Source organism: Bradyrhizobium quebecense (assembly GCF_013373795.3).
Taxonomy (GTDB): domain Bacteria; phylum Pseudomonadota; class Alphaproteobacteria; order Rhizobiales; family Xanthobacteraceae; genus Bradyrhizobium; species Bradyrhizobium quebecense.
Window position 1 is genome coordinate 5,414,914 of sequence record NZ_CP088022.1, and the last position, 14,642, is coordinate 5,429,555.

Annotated in this window: 18 protein-coding genes; 12 read left to right on the forward strand and 6 right to left on the reverse strand. The window is 64.7% G+C overall.

The window, feature by feature from the left end; all coding sequences use genetic code 11:
* The first annotated feature begins 67 nt into the window (after positions 1–67).
* The 3 genes from HU230_RS26105 to HU230_RS26115 all read left to right on the forward strand — a co-directional run bounded on the left by HU230_RS26105 (position 68) and on the right by HU230_RS26115 (position 2,983).
* Positions 68–1,114 (forward strand): glycosyltransferase family 2 protein, encoded by a 1,047-nt coding sequence (locus tag HU230_RS26105; RefSeq protein ID WP_176529245.1) that lies wholly within the window; start codon positions 68–70, stop codon positions 1,112–1,114.
* Positions 1,111–1,953, forward strand: a complete 843-nt coding sequence (locus HU230_RS26110) for a ChbG/HpnK family deacetylase (RefSeq protein ID WP_176529244.1) — start codon at positions 1,111–1,113, stop codon at positions 1,951–1,953. The genes HU230_RS26105 and HU230_RS26110 overlap by 4 nt, the downstream gene beginning before the upstream one ends.
* 211 nt (positions 1,954–2,164) lie before the next feature.
* Positions 2,165–2,983: a DUF2076 domain-containing protein gene (locus HU230_RS26115; protein ID WP_176529243.1), complete on the forward strand. Its 819-nt coding sequence runs from the start codon at positions 2,165–2,167 to the stop codon at positions 2,981–2,983.
* Between the two features lie 112 nt (positions 2,984–3,095).
* Here HU230_RS26115 and HU230_RS26120 read toward each other — a convergent pair whose 3' ends face one another.
* On the reverse strand, positions 3,096–3,905 hold the full coding sequence (locus HU230_RS26120) for a L,D-transpeptidase (protein ID WP_176529242.1): 810 nt from the start codon (positions 3,903–3,905) through the stop codon (positions 3,096–3,098).
* A gap of 308 nt (positions 3,906–4,213) precedes the next feature.
* Between HU230_RS26120 and HU230_RS26125 the strand changes: the two genes are divergently transcribed.
* From HU230_RS26125 to HU230_RS26135, 3 genes are all read left to right on the forward strand, one after another.
* Positions 4,214–4,990 (forward strand): protein phosphatase CheZ, encoded by a 777-nt coding sequence (locus HU230_RS26125; RefSeq protein WP_176529241.1) that lies wholly within the window; start codon positions 4,214–4,216, stop codon positions 4,988–4,990.
* Between the two features lie 566 nt (positions 4,991–5,556).
* The gene (locus tag HU230_RS26130; protein WP_224943570.1) at positions 5,557–6,036 is read left to right on the forward strand and encodes a hypothetical protein; all 480 of its coding nucleotides are present in this window, start codon (positions 5,557–5,559) and stop codon (positions 6,034–6,036) included.
* 198 nt (positions 6,037–6,234) lie between these two features.
* Complete coding sequence (locus HU230_RS26135) at positions 6,235–6,498, forward strand: hypothetical protein (protein ID WP_224943571.1); 264 nt, start codon at positions 6,235–6,237, stop codon at positions 6,496–6,498.
* Positions 6,499–6,662: 164 nt separating this feature from the next.
* Here the strand turns inward: HU230_RS26135 and HU230_RS26140 are convergent, their stop codons facing one another.
* Positions 6,663–7,181 carry a hypothetical protein gene (locus HU230_RS26140; RefSeq protein WP_173638579.1) on the reverse strand — a complete coding sequence of 173 codons (519 nt, stop codon included), beginning with the start codon at positions 7,179–7,181 and terminating at the stop codon, positions 6,663–6,665.
* Between the two features lie 319 nt (positions 7,182–7,500).
* On the opposite strand from HU230_RS26140, the gene HU230_RS26145 reads away from it, so the two are divergent.
* From HU230_RS26145 to HU230_RS26155, 3 genes are all read left to right on the forward strand, one after another.
* Positions 7,501–7,797 (forward strand): co-chaperone GroES, encoded by a 297-nt coding sequence (locus HU230_RS26145; protein ID WP_018269780.1) that lies wholly within the window; start codon positions 7,501–7,503, stop codon positions 7,795–7,797.
* Between the two features lie 205 nt (positions 7,798–8,002).
* Positions 8,003–9,649, forward strand: coding sequence for a chaperonin GroEL (gene groL / locus HU230_RS26150; protein WP_176529240.1), 1,647 nt, complete (start codon positions 8,003–8,005; stop codon positions 9,647–9,649).
* Between the two features lie 93 nt (positions 9,650–9,742).
* A complete protein-coding gene (locus HU230_RS26155; protein ID WP_224943572.1) occupies positions 9,743–9,922 on the forward strand; it encodes a hypothetical protein in 180 nt (59 codons plus the stop codon).
* Positions 9,923–10,213: 291 nt separating this feature from the next.
* Here the strand turns inward: HU230_RS26155 and HU230_RS26160 are convergent, their stop codons facing one another.
* On the reverse strand, positions 10,214–10,582 hold the full coding sequence (locus tag HU230_RS26160; protein WP_176529239.1) for an antibiotic biosynthesis monooxygenase family protein: 369 nt from the start codon (positions 10,580–10,582) through the stop codon (positions 10,214–10,216).
* A 96-nt stretch (positions 10,583–10,678) separates the two neighbouring features.
* Between HU230_RS26160 and HU230_RS26165 the strand changes: the two genes are divergently transcribed.
* A complete protein-coding gene (locus HU230_RS26165; RefSeq protein ID WP_176529238.1) occupies positions 10,679–11,155 on the forward strand; it encodes a MarR family winged helix-turn-helix transcriptional regulator in 477 nt (158 codons plus the stop codon).
* 106 nt (positions 11,156–11,261) lie between these two features.
* Positions 11,262–12,461, forward strand: a complete 1,200-nt coding sequence (locus HU230_RS26170; RefSeq protein WP_176529237.1) for a hypothetical protein — start codon at positions 11,262–11,264, stop codon at positions 12,459–12,461.
* 18 nt (positions 12,462–12,479) lie between these two features.
* Here HU230_RS26170 and HU230_RS26175 read toward each other — a convergent pair whose 3' ends face one another.
* Positions 12,480–12,677 carry a hypothetical protein gene (locus HU230_RS26175; protein ID WP_176529236.1) on the reverse strand — a complete coding sequence of 66 codons (198 nt, stop codon included), beginning with the start codon at positions 12,675–12,677 and terminating at the stop codon, positions 12,480–12,482.
* A 246-nt stretch (positions 12,678–12,923) separates the two neighbouring features.
* On the opposite strand from HU230_RS26175, the gene HU230_RS26180 reads away from it, so the two are divergent.
* A complete protein-coding gene (locus tag HU230_RS26180; protein WP_176529235.1) occupies positions 12,924–13,388 on the forward strand; it encodes an ester cyclase in 465 nt (154 codons plus the stop codon).
* 192 nt (positions 13,389–13,580) lie between these two features.
* Here the strand turns inward: HU230_RS26180 and HU230_RS26185 are convergent, their stop codons facing one another.
* Together HU230_RS26185 and HU230_RS26190 are read right to left on the reverse strand one after the other, a co-directional pair.
* Positions 13,581–14,048, reverse strand: coding sequence for a PaaI family thioesterase (locus tag HU230_RS26185; RefSeq protein ID WP_176529234.1), 468 nt, complete (start codon positions 14,046–14,048; stop codon positions 13,581–13,583).
* A 12-nt stretch (positions 14,049–14,060) separates the two neighbouring features.
* Positions 14,061–14,639 carry a bifunctional transcriptional activator/DNA repair enzyme AdaA gene (locus tag HU230_RS26190; RefSeq protein WP_176529233.1) on the reverse strand — a complete coding sequence of 193 codons (579 nt, stop codon included), beginning with the start codon at positions 14,637–14,639 and terminating at the stop codon, positions 14,061–14,063.
* Positions 14,640–14,642 lie beyond the last annotated feature (3 nt).

Sequence of the window (14,642 nt, forward strand, 5' to 3'; positions counted from 1 at the left end):
GCGTTTTCTTTCACGCGAACCGGAACCCGATTTCGGTGGAAAACGCTCTAGTTCTGGAACCTGACCGATGATGCTGGGCTCTGACGTTTCCAGCCTGACGGCAACCGCCAAGACCGCCGCCGCGCAGGGTCTGTCCATCGTCGTGCCCGTCTACAACGAGGCCGCCGGGCTTGTGGCGCTGCACCAACGGCTGATCGACCTCGCCAGCTCACTGCGCGCCCGTTACGGGCTCACTTGCGAAGTGGTCTATGTCGACGACGGCAGCGCGGACAACACGCTGGCGATCGCGCGTGGCCTGCCCGCCGACGGGCTCGACCTGCAGGTGGTGTCGCTGTCGCGCAATTTCGGCAAGGAGGCGGCGCTGATGGCCGGCCTCGACCATGCCCGCCGCGGCGCGGTGCTGTTCATGGATGGCGACGGCCAGCATCCGCCGACGCTGGTCGAGCAACTTGTCGCGCACTGGATCGATGACGGCTACGACGTAGTCTACACGGCGAAGGCGAACCGCGACAATGAATCGGCGTTGCGGCGGCTTTCCGTGCGCGGCTTCTACGCGCTGATCAACTGGGGCGCGCGGCAGAAGATCCCCGAGGATGCCGGCGACTTCCGCCTGCTGTCGCCGCGCGCGGCGCTGGCGCTGCGGCAATTGCCGGAGCGCAACCGTTTCTTCAAGGGCCTCGCGAGCTGGATCGGCTTCAGGCAGATCCGCGTCGACTACGAACCGGCACCGCGCGCGCATGGCGTCACCACCTTCAATGCCGGCCGGCTGATCGGCCTGTCGATCGAGGGCCTGACCTCTTTCTCGGTGGCGCCGCTGCGCTTCGCCAGCCTGCTCGGCGCGCTGCTCGCCGGCGCGGCGTTCCTGTTCGGCCTCTCGATCCTGTGGGAAGTGCTGACGACCGGCAAGCAGGTCCCCGGTTATCCGTCGCTGATGATCGGCGTGATGACGATCGGCGGCGTGCAGCTGATCATGATCGGCATCGTCGGCGAATATATCGGCAAGATCCTCTCCGAACTGAAGGCACGGCCGATCTACTTCGTCGCCGAGCATACCGAGAAGCACGCCGACGGCGGCGCGGCGCAGGGCGCCACCGAGCGGACCGCCGCCGAATGAACGAAAATTCGCCGCGCCGGATCTGGCTGTGTGCTGACGATTATGGCTTGAGCTGCGGCGTCAACCGCGCGATCCGCGATCTGATCGAGCGCGGCCGTCTCAATGCGACGTCGGTGATGATGGTGACGCCGGCAATCGGCCGCGAGGCTGCGGCCGCGCTACAGGCTTCGGTCGCGAAAAGCCCGCGCTGCGCGATCGGGCTGCATGTGACGCTGACCGCGCCGTTCCGGCCGCTGACGATGCATTTCCGTCCGCTCGACGGCGACATGTTCCTGCCGTTCCCGCGGCTGTTGCGCGCCGGGCTGATGCATCGGCTCGATGCCGATCTGGTCCATGCCGAGGTGCTGGCGCAGCTCGACGCCTTCCACGATCTGTTCGGCCGTGCGCCCGATTTCGTCGATGGCCATCAGCACGCGCAGCTGTTCCCGCAGGTGCGCGACGGCTTCCTGCGTGCCGTGAAGGAGCGCGCGCCGGGCGCCTGGGTGCGTCAGTGCGGACGCGAGGGTCCGCTGGCACGCCAGCTGGCGGCGCCGAAGGCGTTGGTGCTGAACGTGCTCAGCACCCAATTCCGGATCAAGGCCCAGCGATCGGGCCTGCACTTCAACCCGGCCTTCGCCGGCGCCTACGACTTTACGCGCGGCAGCGAATTCGCAGGCCTGATGCAGGGCTTTCTCGACGGCCTGCCGGAAGACGGGCTCGTGATGTGCCATCCCGGTTTCGTCGATGAAACCCTGAAAAACCTCGACCCGCTGACCACGCAGCGCGAGACCGAGCATGCCTATCTCGCAGGCGAGGATTTCCCCGCTTTGCTGGCCCTGAATAAAGTTACACTGACCTGAGACCCTTGTTTTGACGCGTTTTCTTCACGCGAACCGGGATCCACCCCGCATCAAGTGCGGAGCAGGCTTCGCTCGAAAACGCTTCAGGTTCACGAAAACCGCCGGTCGTATTGTCGCATACAGAAATTTAATTCTGGCCCCCACTCCTTGCGCCACAAAGCCCGTCCTACATGAGCCGCGCGCCGATTCGATCGACGCGATGGAGAACGCCATGACACCGCAAGAACGCCAACTGATTGACGATCTCTTCGACCGGCTCGCCAAGCTGGAGAATGCCCCGCGCGACGGCGAGGCCATGTCCGCGATCATGCAGGGCCTGCGCAGCGCGCCGAATGCGGTTTACACGCTGGTGCAGACCGCGCTGGTGCAGGACGAGGCGCTGAAGCGCGCCCATGACCGAATCCAGGAGCTCGAGGCCGCGGTCGGCCAGCAGCAGGGAGCACAGCAGCAGGGCGGCGGTTTCCTCGATTCGATGCGCGATGCGATCTTCGGACAGGGCCAGCAGCAACCGCACGGCTCGGTGCCGCCGGTGCGCCCGCCGGATGTTGGCGGCAGCCGCCCGGTCTGGAACTCCGGCCAGGCGATGCAGCAGGCGGGCGGCTATGGCCAGCCGCCGCAGCAATACGGCCAGCCCTACGGCGGCCAGCAGCCCCCGCCCTTCGGCGGCGGCGTGCCCGGCGGCGGTGGCGGCTCGTTCCTCGGCACTGCGGCGGCGGCCGCGGCCGGCGTGGTCGGCGGCGGACTGCTGCTCTCCAGCATTCGCGGCATGATGGGTGGCGGCAGCCATCAATCACTGGCCGACGCCGGCGGCCTCGGCGGTGGTTCGCGTCCCTGGGGCGGCGACCAGTCGTCGAGCAACCTTGCCCGTGACGCCGGGATCAACGATGTCAGTTCGTCCGGTCGCGACAGTGATTCCGGCTCGCGCGCCGGCGCGTTCGACCAGGCGCAGGCCGACCAGGACAGTGACGATGATCAAGACGCCGACGACTTCGACGACAACGGCGGCGACGACAACAGCGATTACGCGTAAACGCGATCGCTGAAACGACGACGGCCGCTCCAATCGAGCGGCCGTTTTGATTCCGTCGTCCCGGCGAAAGCCGGGACGACACCATCTTTAGGGCAGCTGCTTCAAAACCACCTCACATCACGACGACCTTGGCGCCGACATTGACGCGGCCATAGAGGTCGATCACGTCCTCGTTGCGCATCCGGATGCAGCCGGACGAAACGTTGGTGCCGATCGTCCAGGGCTCGTTGGAGCCGTGGATGCGGTAGAGCGAGGAGCCGAGATACATCGCACGGGCGCCGAGCGGATTCTCCGGGCCGCCTTCCATGTGCCGCGGCAGATCGGGACGGCGCGCCAGCATTTCCGGCGGCGGCGTCCAGGCCGGCCATTCCTTCTTCGCCGAGATCGTCTTGACGCCGGCCCAGGTGAAGCCAGGCCGCCCAACGCCGATGCCGTAGCGCAGCGCGCGGCCGTCGCCCTGCACCAGATAGAGGAACTTGTTCGGCGTATCGACGACGATGGTGCCGGCGCCTTCCTTGCCGCTGTAATCGACCAGCTGCTTTTCATATCTGTGATCGAACGGACGCTGCGTCGGATCGCCGGCCGCTTCTTCCTGCTGGCGGATCATCTGCTGCTGCGGATCCATCGGCGGCAGCCCCTGGCGGTTGCCGTAATAGGCCGGCTGCTGCTGATACATCGGCTCTCGCGAATACCCCTGCGACGACGGCGCATCGCCGAACAGGAATTCGATGAAGCCGCCGCCCATGTTGGAGCGCTGCGGCTGCACATAGGCGGTGCGCATCGGCGGCTGCGGTGCGCCCTGGTTGGCGTAGATCACGGTGGGCTCGGGCTGAGCCGACGCGTCGATCGCCATCGCATGATGGGGAACGGCAATAAGAGAAGAGGCGCCGGCGAGCAGCGCAAGCGTGGTTTTCCTGAACATCGACGTACTCTGTACTGGTTTCGTCGTGACGTGTGACGTGGACGGAGCGCACAAGCCCCGTTGCACGTGGTCAATAAGCAATGAAAACCGCATCGGTTTGGTAAACGGAATCGCGGTTTCGATTCACCACGTCGGCAATGCAGCGCGGTTTTGCCTGACAGCGTTTATTTTGCATGAACGCCGCGGCACCATGGTTAATCGCCGGTATCGCGGCGGTTGCGCGCTCGGCGCAAACTGTTCCCGCGTGAACCTGACGTTAAATCACCTCTCGCTAGAACGGACTGCAGTGAAGGGGCGGGAATGAAATCATGTCAGTGAAGCGTAAGCGTTTTCGTGTCGAGCAGGGCATGGGCGAAGTCGTGATGCCGGAGCCGGAAATTGCCGGCGGCGCCGAACTCGGTCCGATGCATCGTGAGATCATGGCGGAGCTTCGCTCGATCCGCGCCCAGATGGCCGCGGCACCGGCGCAGCGCACCGGCGACAGCGTCGATGCCGCCGTCGCCCGCGAAGTCGCCGAGACGCACGCGCTTCTCGAGACCTACCGCGCGCAGGTCGAACAGTGCGAGAAGCTCAAGGTCGAGCTCGACCTGATCCACGACGCGATCAGCCGCACCAAGCGCGAGATCGCCGTGCTGCACGGCAAGAGCTTCAACGGCGAGGAGATGGCCAAGGTCAATGGCGAGCTCGGCGCCGTGGTCGGCGGCACCGAACAGGCCACCCAGCAGATCCTCGAAGCGGTGGAAGCGATCGACCAGGCCGCGACCGCGCTGGCCAACAACGTCACGCCCGACCAGCAGAAGCGGCTCAGCGAAGATATTCAGGAGCGCGTGGTCTCGATCTTCGAGGCCTGCAACTTCCAGGACCTCACCGGCCAGCGCATCAGCAAGGTGATGCAGACGATGAAGTTCATCGAGCAGCACATCAACGAGATGATGAGCATCTGGGGCGGTGTCGACGCGATCAAGTCGCACGTCCCGCCGATCGTCGACACCCGCGAGGGCGATGCCCGCCTGCTCAACGGCCCGAAGCTCGACGGCGACGCCGGCCACGCCTCGCAGGACGACATCGACGCGATGTTCAACTGAGATCCGTCGGATCGAAAATGAAAGCGCCGGCCTTCGGGCCGGCGTTTCTGTTTGGGGCGATGGTCCGCCCGCCCCGTAATCGATCGCCAGACAAAATTGTCAGACCATCGCTGCCGCCGCTTCGCGAAGAGTGCGCTGTGGCTTTCCTTGCATGCACCTCGAGAGACACATCAGGCAGCACCTCTGTCTCGATCGCATGCAGTTTGTGCCAGTTGCGACACTTGCAAATTTACTGGCAGGTTCGCTGTCGCGGGCGCATACTGGGTATGAAGAAAATTTTCATGCGTATGCCGGGTGCCAACATTGGGTGCCAGTTGCATCGGACTTCCGGAGTGAATCCGGTCGCCCCCGAGCGGGGCGTTATAGTTCCACAAGCATATAGTCACAGGTTCGCGGCGCGCATCAAACGAGCGCAATCCGGCTTTTCTCGGGCGCTGCAGGAACGCGACGCCGCATGCGAAGCTGTAACGACGCGCGGCGGGTTTCTTTCGCGCTGATACGTACCGCCTTGTTATCGGATCACTGATCGGGGGCATCACTGGAGTACGCAACGCTGGAGATTGAACATGACGCAAGGAATTGTCAGAAATACTGCAATTGCGCTCTCGACTTTCGCTTGTGCGACACTGTTGTCCATCACCTGGTCCGAGCAGGGCGGCATTTCGGCTTCGGTCGAAAGCGCCCAAGCGCGCATGGGCCGACCGCTGACGCCCATGAGCGCCGCGGGCGTTGCGCGTCGTCACACCCGGCGCGCCGCGTACGGGTACGGGGTCGGCGCGGGGATCGCCGCCACGGCCGCGGTCGCCACGGCGGCGGCTACCACGGCAGCCTATTCCGGCTGGGGCACAAATAACTGGACCGATGCATATGCAGCCCAGACGGATCCCCACTTTGGCCAGCCTTACTATCCGGCACGAGCCTACCACGGGGTCAGCCCGTATTACGGTTATGCCGGATGGGCAGACTACAAGGCAGCCAATGGTATCGGCTGCGAACCCGGTACGATGACGAAAATGTCTGACGGCCAGATGTACGTCTGTCAGTGAAGTCCGCGCAGAGGCACCGCGAGAGGGCGGCTCCTCGAGCCGCCCTCTCGACGAAGTCAATCGATCGCGCATGGCGGCAGGGCACGCCCGGCATTGATCCACATCAACATCACGCATCCTTTGCCACCGACGATGCGTTGGGTCGCATCTGCAGCGGCTCAATCACCATTCGGTTCACGTGCGATGAGGAGGATCACCATGCGACAGATGAAAATTCTTTCGACCAAGTCAGTGACAGTTGCGGGAATTGCGGCCAGCCTCGTGCTGGGGTTTGCAGGTGTCACTCTCAGTCCGGCACCGGCCAAGGCCGTCGTTTATTGCCAGTACGTCGGGTATCCGGGGGGGTGCGTGGCGAGGGCGGGCGTCGTGCTCAGGCCTCGTCCGGTGGCGCGTACTGCGGTTCGTCATAACGCGGGCGGCAATATGAATGGCGGCGTCAATCGCGTCGGAGTGCGGCGGTAGCGCGCCGGATGAGCGGTTGTCGCCGCTCACTCAAATCGCAAGAGGATCACCCGCGGACAGAGACCCCTCACCCGGATTGCATCTGGCGATGCAATCCGACCTCTCCCACAAAGGGAGAGGTGCACTGCCGATGCGGCACTATCTCATGCTGAAGGAGTTGGCCGTTACGCCCTTGGCGCGCAGCGGACGTAGACCATGTTGCCGTAGCGGGTGGCGGCGTCCTTGTCGACGAAGCGGGTGATCAACACCCGGCCGTCGAACGAGATGATCTCGCGGTCCTGCTCGCCGGGCACAGGTCCGGGCGGGCCGATATAGTTCTTGCCGCTCGGGGAACCTTTCAGCCGCAGTTCCTGCGGGGTGGCCTGGTCGGCCAGATGCATGATGACGCCGCCGTTCTGGCCGGCGCCGATCACGTAAGGCTGCTTGCACTGGCCGCGTGCGGCGGCCTCGGTGCGGGCGCGGTCGGCGGGATTCTGGAACGAGGCGAGGCCCCAGCGGCCAACGATCTCGTCGGGGCGGATGCTCGCCGGCATCTCCGGGGCGACCCCCGGTTCGACGGGCCCCGGCTCGGGGTTCGACGACAACGACGGCAGGCTCATGCTGCCGCACGCCCCCAAAAGTGTCGTCAGCGCCGAAACAGCCGCGAACCGTGCGACCAATCGCGCGTTGAGTGACCTGATCATATGCATCCCCCGAACTATCTCCCGGCCGCACCCGTCATGCAGCCAAGCGTAAAACTTAAGGCGGAGCAATGACGTCTGACAAAATTACGTCATCGCTACGATTTGGTTTCCGGTCCACCATCCTATATTGGCCTCACCAAGGCCTTAACCCGTTTGCTTGACAGAAACTGCGCCAAGCCATATTTCCCGGCGCACAATTAGCACTCTCGCACCACGATTGCTAAATGCGCCGGGCGTCCTGCCTGGCGCCGACCGGACCGGCATTCAACGCCGGTCTCGATGAACCGGACCTGAAACCGAGCCTCCAAGAGGGAACGTCATGGCTAAATCCACCTTCCGCCCACTGCATGACCGCGTCGTGGTCAAGCGTATCGATGCCGAGGAGAAGTCCAAGGGCGGCATCATCATTCCGGACTCGGCCAAGGAGAAGCCGTCGCAGGGCGAGATCGTCGCCGTCGGCCCGGGTGGCCGCGACGAGGCCGGCAAGCTGATCCCGATCGACCTCAAGGTCGGCGACCGCGTGCTGTTCGGCAAGTGGTCGGGCACCGAGGTCAAGCTCGACAACCAGGAGCTCCTCATCATGAAGGAGTCCGACATCATGGGCGTGCTGGCGTAAGGCCACGACCAATTCGAGAAACGCGACGCTCGCTCCGCTGTCATGCCCGGGCTTGACCCGGGCATCCATCACGCTTCCCAAGACACTCACGAGGGCGATGGATTGCCGGGTCACCGAGCACGAAGACGCACTTCGTGCTTTTGCCCGGCAATGACGCGCAAAGCGAGCGGCAAGCAATTCACAGACATTCCAGGAGTTCAAATCAATGGCTGCCAAGGACGTAAAATTCGCCGGAGACGCCCGCGACCGCATGCTGCGCGGTGTCGACGTGCTCGCCAATGCCGTGAAGGTCACGCTCGGCCCGAAGGGCCGCAACGTCGTCATCGAGAAGAGCTTCGGCGCTCCCCGCATCACCAAGGACGGCGTCACCGTCGCCAAGGAGATCGAGCTCGAGGACAAGTTCGAGAACATGGGCGCGCAGATGCTGCGCGAGGTCGCTTCCAAGACCAACGACACCGCCGGTGACGGCACCACCACCGCGACCGTGCTGGCGCAGGCCATCGTCCGCGAGGGCGCCAAGGCGGTCGCCGCCGGCATGAACCCGATGGACCTCAAGCGCGGCATCGACACCGCGGTCGCCGCCGTGATCAAGGACATCGAGAAGCGTGCCAAGCCGGTCGCCTCCTCTTCGGAAGTCGCCCAGGTCGGCACCATCTCGGCCAATGGCGATGCCGCGATCGGCAAGATGATCGCGCAGGCGATGCAGAAGGTCGGCAACGAGGGCGTCATCACCGTCGAGGAAAACAAGTCGCTCGATACCGAGGTCGACATCGTCGAGGGCATGAAGTTCGACCGCGGCTATCTCAGCCCCTACTTCATCACCAACGCCGAGAAGATGACCGCCGAGCTCGAGGATGCCTACATCCTGCTGCACGAGAAGAAGCTGACCGGCCTGCAGTCCATGCTGCCGGTGCTGGAAGCCGTGGTGCAGTCGGGCCGTCCGCTCCTGATCCTCGCCGAGGACGTCGAGGGCGAGGCGCTGGCGACGCTGGTGGTCAACCGCCTGCGCGGCGGCCTCAAGGTCGCCGCCGTCAAGGCGCCGGGCTTCGGCGATCGCCGCAAGGCGATGCTGGAGGACATCGCGATCCTGACCGGCGGTCAGCTGATCTCCGACGACCTCGGCATGAAGCTCGAGAACGTCACGATCAACATGCTCGGCCGCGCCGGCAAGATCGTGATCGACAAGGAGAACACCACGATCGTCAAGGGCGCCGGCAAGAAGAAGGACATCGACGCCCGCGTCGGCCAGATCAAGGCGCAGATCGAGGAGACCACCTCGGACTACGACCGTGAGAAGCTGCAGGAGCGCCTCGCCAAGCTCGCCGGCGGCGTTGCCGTCATCAAGGTCGGCGGTGCGACCGAGGTCGAGGTCAAGGAGAAGAAGGACCGTGTCGAGGACGCACTGAACGCGACCCGGGCCGCGGTGCAGGAAGGCATCGTGCCGGGCGGCGGCGTCGCGCTGCTGCGCGCCAAGAAGGCGGTCGGCCGTCTCACCAACCCGAATGCCGACGTCCAGGCCGGCATCAACATCGTGCTCAAGGCGCTCGAAGCTCCGGTTCGCCAGATCTCGGAGAACGCCGGCGTCGAGGGCTCGATCGTGGTCGGCAAGATCCTCGAGAATAAGTCGGAGACCTTCGGCTTCGACGCCCAGACCGAGGACTATGTCGACATGGTCGACAAGGGCATCATCGACCCCGCCAAGGTGGTGCGCACCGCGCTGCAGGACGCCTCCTCCGTGGCCGGCCTCTTGGTGACCACCGAAGCCATGGTCGCCGAACTGCCGAAGGACGCGGCCCCGGCGATGCCGGGCGGCGGCGGCATGGGTGGAATGGGCGGCATGGGCGGCTTCTAAGCCCCCGCCACATTCGCATCGAGATCGAAGGCCGCCTCCGGGCGGCCTTCTTTTTTGGCAGTTTGATTACGATCAAGATCTAAGGATCATCTCATGTCGCGCGACGCCAAATCGCTGACGTCAACGCTGGTGCTGTTCTACGCGATCGGCGCCGTGCTCGCGTTGGGCGCCTATGCCCTGTACAGCATCGATGATCTTGCGGTCGTCCTGACTGGATCAGGCAAACGACAACGTTCGCCGTCCTCGGCGCTGGTTATGGCCTCTACTACGTGATCTCCGGTTCTACCGGTCATCGTCCAAACGCGCCGCTGCGATTTCTGGACATATCGTTTCTGGCTGCTGCCGCCACGCTCGGGGTTGGCATGCTTGTGCATAGCTGAGCGATTTTTGAGGGCGACATCCAAACCTCCCTTTTTTCCTTCGCGGACGTGCTGTGATGCTTGGCACCACTGTCATTGCGAGGAGCGATAGCGACGAAGCAATCCATTTTTCCGCTTGCGGCCCGATGGATTGCTTCGCTTCGCTCGCAATGACGTGGATAGGCCGGGATAGGCGGGTACGAATTTAAGCCACGCAGATGTCAGCCACCGCGACCTTCTGGAACAGATGCGGCGACGCCACGGCCGAGGCCGGGTAGGCGGCGAGCTTGGCCCTGAACTCGGGATTGGCGAAGGCGGACCGGAAAGCCGCGGTCGACTCCCACACCGCGTAGTTCAGATAGGCCGGGCTGTCGCCGAGCGCGCGGTGCAGCTGGGTCGAGATGAAGCCGGGCTGCCGCTTCATGATGGCGGCGTCGGCCTGCCAGGCTTTCAGAAAAATCTCCTCGTCGGCCTTGTCGAGCGTGAAGACGTTGACGAGCACGATATTGCTGGCATCGACCGCGAGCTGACGGTCGATCGGGAATGCGGGGTCGAGGGGACGCATCTGCGGCATGGTTGGCTCCGTCGATTTGGTGCTATGATGTCATTCCGTTACAATGGATACATATCGTTTTGACATCATGATGTCAATATCAACTTATGGTGACAAATGCCACAGACCAAGCGAACGCCGGCCGGCGAAGCCCTGAGCAGCCTGATTCTCGACCTGTTCAGGCTCAACAGCCTGCTGTTCACCGCCGGCGACCGGATGGTGGCCGGGCTTGGCCTGACCAGCGCGCGCTGGCAGATCCTCGGCGCCATCGTCACCGCCGAGCGCCCGCAACCGGTCGCGTGGCTGGCGCGCGACCTCGGCGCTGCCAGACAAAACGTGCAGCGGATCGTCAACGACCTGCAACGGGACGGGCTCGTCACATTCGAGACCAATCCGCATCATCGCCGGGCCCAACTCGTCGTGCTGACCGAGAAGGGACGGCACGCCTTCGAGGCGGCCATGCGCCTGCAGCTGCCCTGGGTGAACGGCCTCGCCGACGGATTGTCGATCAAGGACCTCGAATCCACCAGCCGCGTCGTGAGTACGCTGCGCGGCAGGTTAGAGAGCGGCCAGGAACCGGACGACCGCGCATGACAGCGATTCTGGAAGCGCCGCCGTTAGGCGGCCTTCTTTTTTGGCCAATGACACGGAGGTTTGCTAGTTACGGCGGAACCGATTCTGCCCTTCGAGGACTTATCGTATGCGCGCGCTCCCGCTCCTGCTGCTCGGTCTTGCCGTCGTCTCAGCACCTGCCCTCGCCCAGATGAAGCTGCAAACGAAGCCGGCGCCGTCGAACGGCCCCGAGACGCGCTATTTCACTTCGATCGACGGCCTGATGGACGGCAATGCCGACGTCGTGCTGAAGGAAACCCGCCAGGGCAAGACCGTGACCGCGGCCGTGCTCGACGTCTGCTATCCCGCCGACAAGAGTTCGGACCGCAAGGACCGCTTCGTCGCCAACCTGACCGTCAACGGCCAGACGCTGTCCGGCACCACCCAGAGCGTCGCCGACAAGCAGCCGATCACGGTCAAGCTGAACCGCAAGCAGACCGGCGACAGCTTTGAGTTCCGCGGCCAGATCACGATCGGCCAGACCGTGACGGAGGTCGCCTCGACGGACAATTCCGATCTCAGCGAGAAGGAATTCCAGGACAACCAGGCCACCGAGGACGGCATCACGCCGCAGCCGAAGGACTTCACCGACGTCTCGCCGGAAGCGATCGGGGTGCGGGTGAAGCTCGATGCGGCGGCCGATTTCCTCAAGAGCCTGAAGGGCGAGGCCGCCGAGATCGGCACCTCCAGCCTCGCGGTGACCTGCGATGCGATGCGCTCCGGCGAGCAGACCATCAACCTCACCGTCGATCCCGAGCACGCCGGCGCGCTGCTTGCGAAGGCGAAATCAGCGCCCGGCGTGACGGCGGCCGGCTGGACCAGCGGCGTGGTCGAGATGGACCGCACCATCCGCTTCGCCGCCGCCGACTGGCGTGATGGCGACAAGATCAACAAGGACAAGCTCGCAACCGCGATCGCGGGCGTGCTGGCGAAGACGCTTTCCGCAAAGCCAGCCTCGGCGACTTGGAACGCGAATACCGGCAAGCTCAAGCTGGTGCTGAAGCGGCCGAGCGCGATCTACCCTGCGCTCGGCCTCACCCAGAATTACGAGGTCACCGCCCTCGTCTCGCCCGACAAGCCCGGCAGCTCGGACAAACTGATGCTTTGGGTCTCGAGCCCCACCGTCTCGACGTCGGACGACAGCGCCGGTGCCAAGCTCAATCTGTCCGACGATTCCAGCAGCGACGAGGAAGGCAGCGAGGCCAAGGACGACAACGGCGCGATCGACGCGCTGGTCAAGGAGCTCAAAGGCCAGCGCTGGGACGCCGACAAGTCGGTGTGGCGGTAAGGCCGGCGCTCGCCTGATTCACGCCGCCCTCGTCTTCAGCGGCACCACATTGTTGCGCACCGCCTTCGGAGCGGCGTCCGGACCGGACTGAAGCATCCCGTCGTCTCTGACGAACAATTCGGAACCAGGCTCGACCGCGGCGCGATCGAGCAGCGCCCGCAGCTCGGGACGAAGTCCGCCGCCGCGCAGCGCGGCGATCGCATCGAAGTTGCGCATGATGTTCTCCTGTGTGACGGCGAAGACGTTCTCGCGCGCGTTGCGCGAACCACCCGCTTTCCGATTGCGCGACAGCGTTCGAGAAACGGCGTTAAGCGCCATGTCGACAAAGCGGAATCTCGCCTCCAACGCGCTCGCGCGCCCGATCCGGAATCGGGTGGCTCGACACACGTCTTCGAATGCCTATTGCGCGCATCGAGACAACGCCGGTCGCGATACCGGCAACGCGCAAATGGAGACGATCCGATGTCAGAGGAAAACAAGACCATCGTAGGCCGGTGGTTCAAGGAGTTCTGGGGCAACCCCTGGAATCCGCGCATCATCAACGAGCTCGCGACACCAGACATTGTCGTGCACTACCCGATGCACGAACCAAAGAAGGGCCGCGCCGCGGTCACAAAGTTCATGACCGAGTTTCGCGAGGCGTTTCCGGATCTCAATTTCTGGGGCGTCGGCGATCTCGTCGCGGAAGGTGATCTCGTCGTCGGCCGCTGGGAAGGCGGCGGCACGCACACCGGGCCCGCCTTCAGCGACTTCCGGCTCGGCTCGCTGCCTGCGGCCTCCGGCCGCAAGATGACGTTCGCCGGCACGACCGTGCTGCGCGTGCGGGACGGACGGATCGCCGAGGAGCTCGGACAGGAAGATGCGCTGACCGCCATGCTGCAGCTCGGCCTCATTCGCTTGCCTGAACAGAGTGGCTACGCCGGGTGAACCGGCGTTTCATCGACGATCGCATCGCGGCTACCCGAACGCACCTCCCTGCGCTCGGGTAGCGCAGACGATCGGCTCGGTGAAATCGAAGCGCTCTAATCCGGAGGCTCACTGGACGTATTCCAATGTTGCCGCGCCGGCATCGCATCTCCTGATGCGGTGCCGGCGCAGGCTCTCCGCAGCGGCTCTTCATCAAGCCGGAAAGATCAGGCACGTCGTCGTGCCATGCGCGAGCAGCCGCCCCTTCTCGTCGGTGACCCTGCCTTCCGCGGTGCCGATGCGGCGGCCGCAATTGAGCACCTGGCCCTCGGCCCGGATCGGACCGGTGTCCGGCGTGATCGGCCGCACCAGCGAGATCTTGAATTCGAGCGTGGTCTGGCTCGTGCCGGCGTCGAGCGTCGACTGCACTGCAAGGCCCATGCAGCTATCGAGCAGTGTCGCGGTGAGCCCGCCATGCACGGTGCCTGCCGGATTGAGATGCGCATCCGTCGGCAGCAGCGTGACGACGACGCGGCCGTGCTCGGCTTCAGTGACGTCATAGCCGAGCGTCCGCGCGATGGTGTTGAGCGGCAACGCGCCGCTGGCGAGCCCCTGGACGAATTCGAGGCCGCTCATCCTGAGTTTCTGTTCGGCACTGACGGTGCCGTAGTTCTTGGCCATTGCTGATCTCCATTATTGCATCGTGATGTCCGGCAGCCGCTTCCGTCGCAGCGAGACGGGCGAGCGGCCGTAGAGCTTTGTGAATGCGGCGTTCATGCGCCTTGTGCTGGAGAAGCCGGCGCGCTGCGCGACCAGACTGATCGGGAGATCGCTGCCGTCGATCAGGCGCTTGGCGCGCTGCACGCGCAGCGAGAGCGCGACCTGCAACGGCGAGGCATCGAGATGCTCGGCGAACAGACGCGACATATGCCGCGTGCCGATGCCGAGTCGATCGGCCAGCGCGGCGACATTGCCGCCGTCGAGGGCGCCCGCTTCGATCAGCGTCAGTGCGCGCTCGACCGTCGTCCTGGTGCCCTTCCATGCCGGGCAGAACGGCGCCGCCTCGGGACGGCAGCGCAGACAGGGCCGGAAGCCGGCGCGCTCGGCCGACGCGGCGCTGCCGTAGAACCGCACATTGCGGGCGAGCGGCGTGCGCGCCCGGCACACCGGACGGCAATACACGCCCGTCGTCCTGACCGCGACGAACACGATGCCGTCCCAGGCCGGGTCGCGGCGCTGAAAGGCTGCATATTGGGCGGCGAAATCGAGCATGCC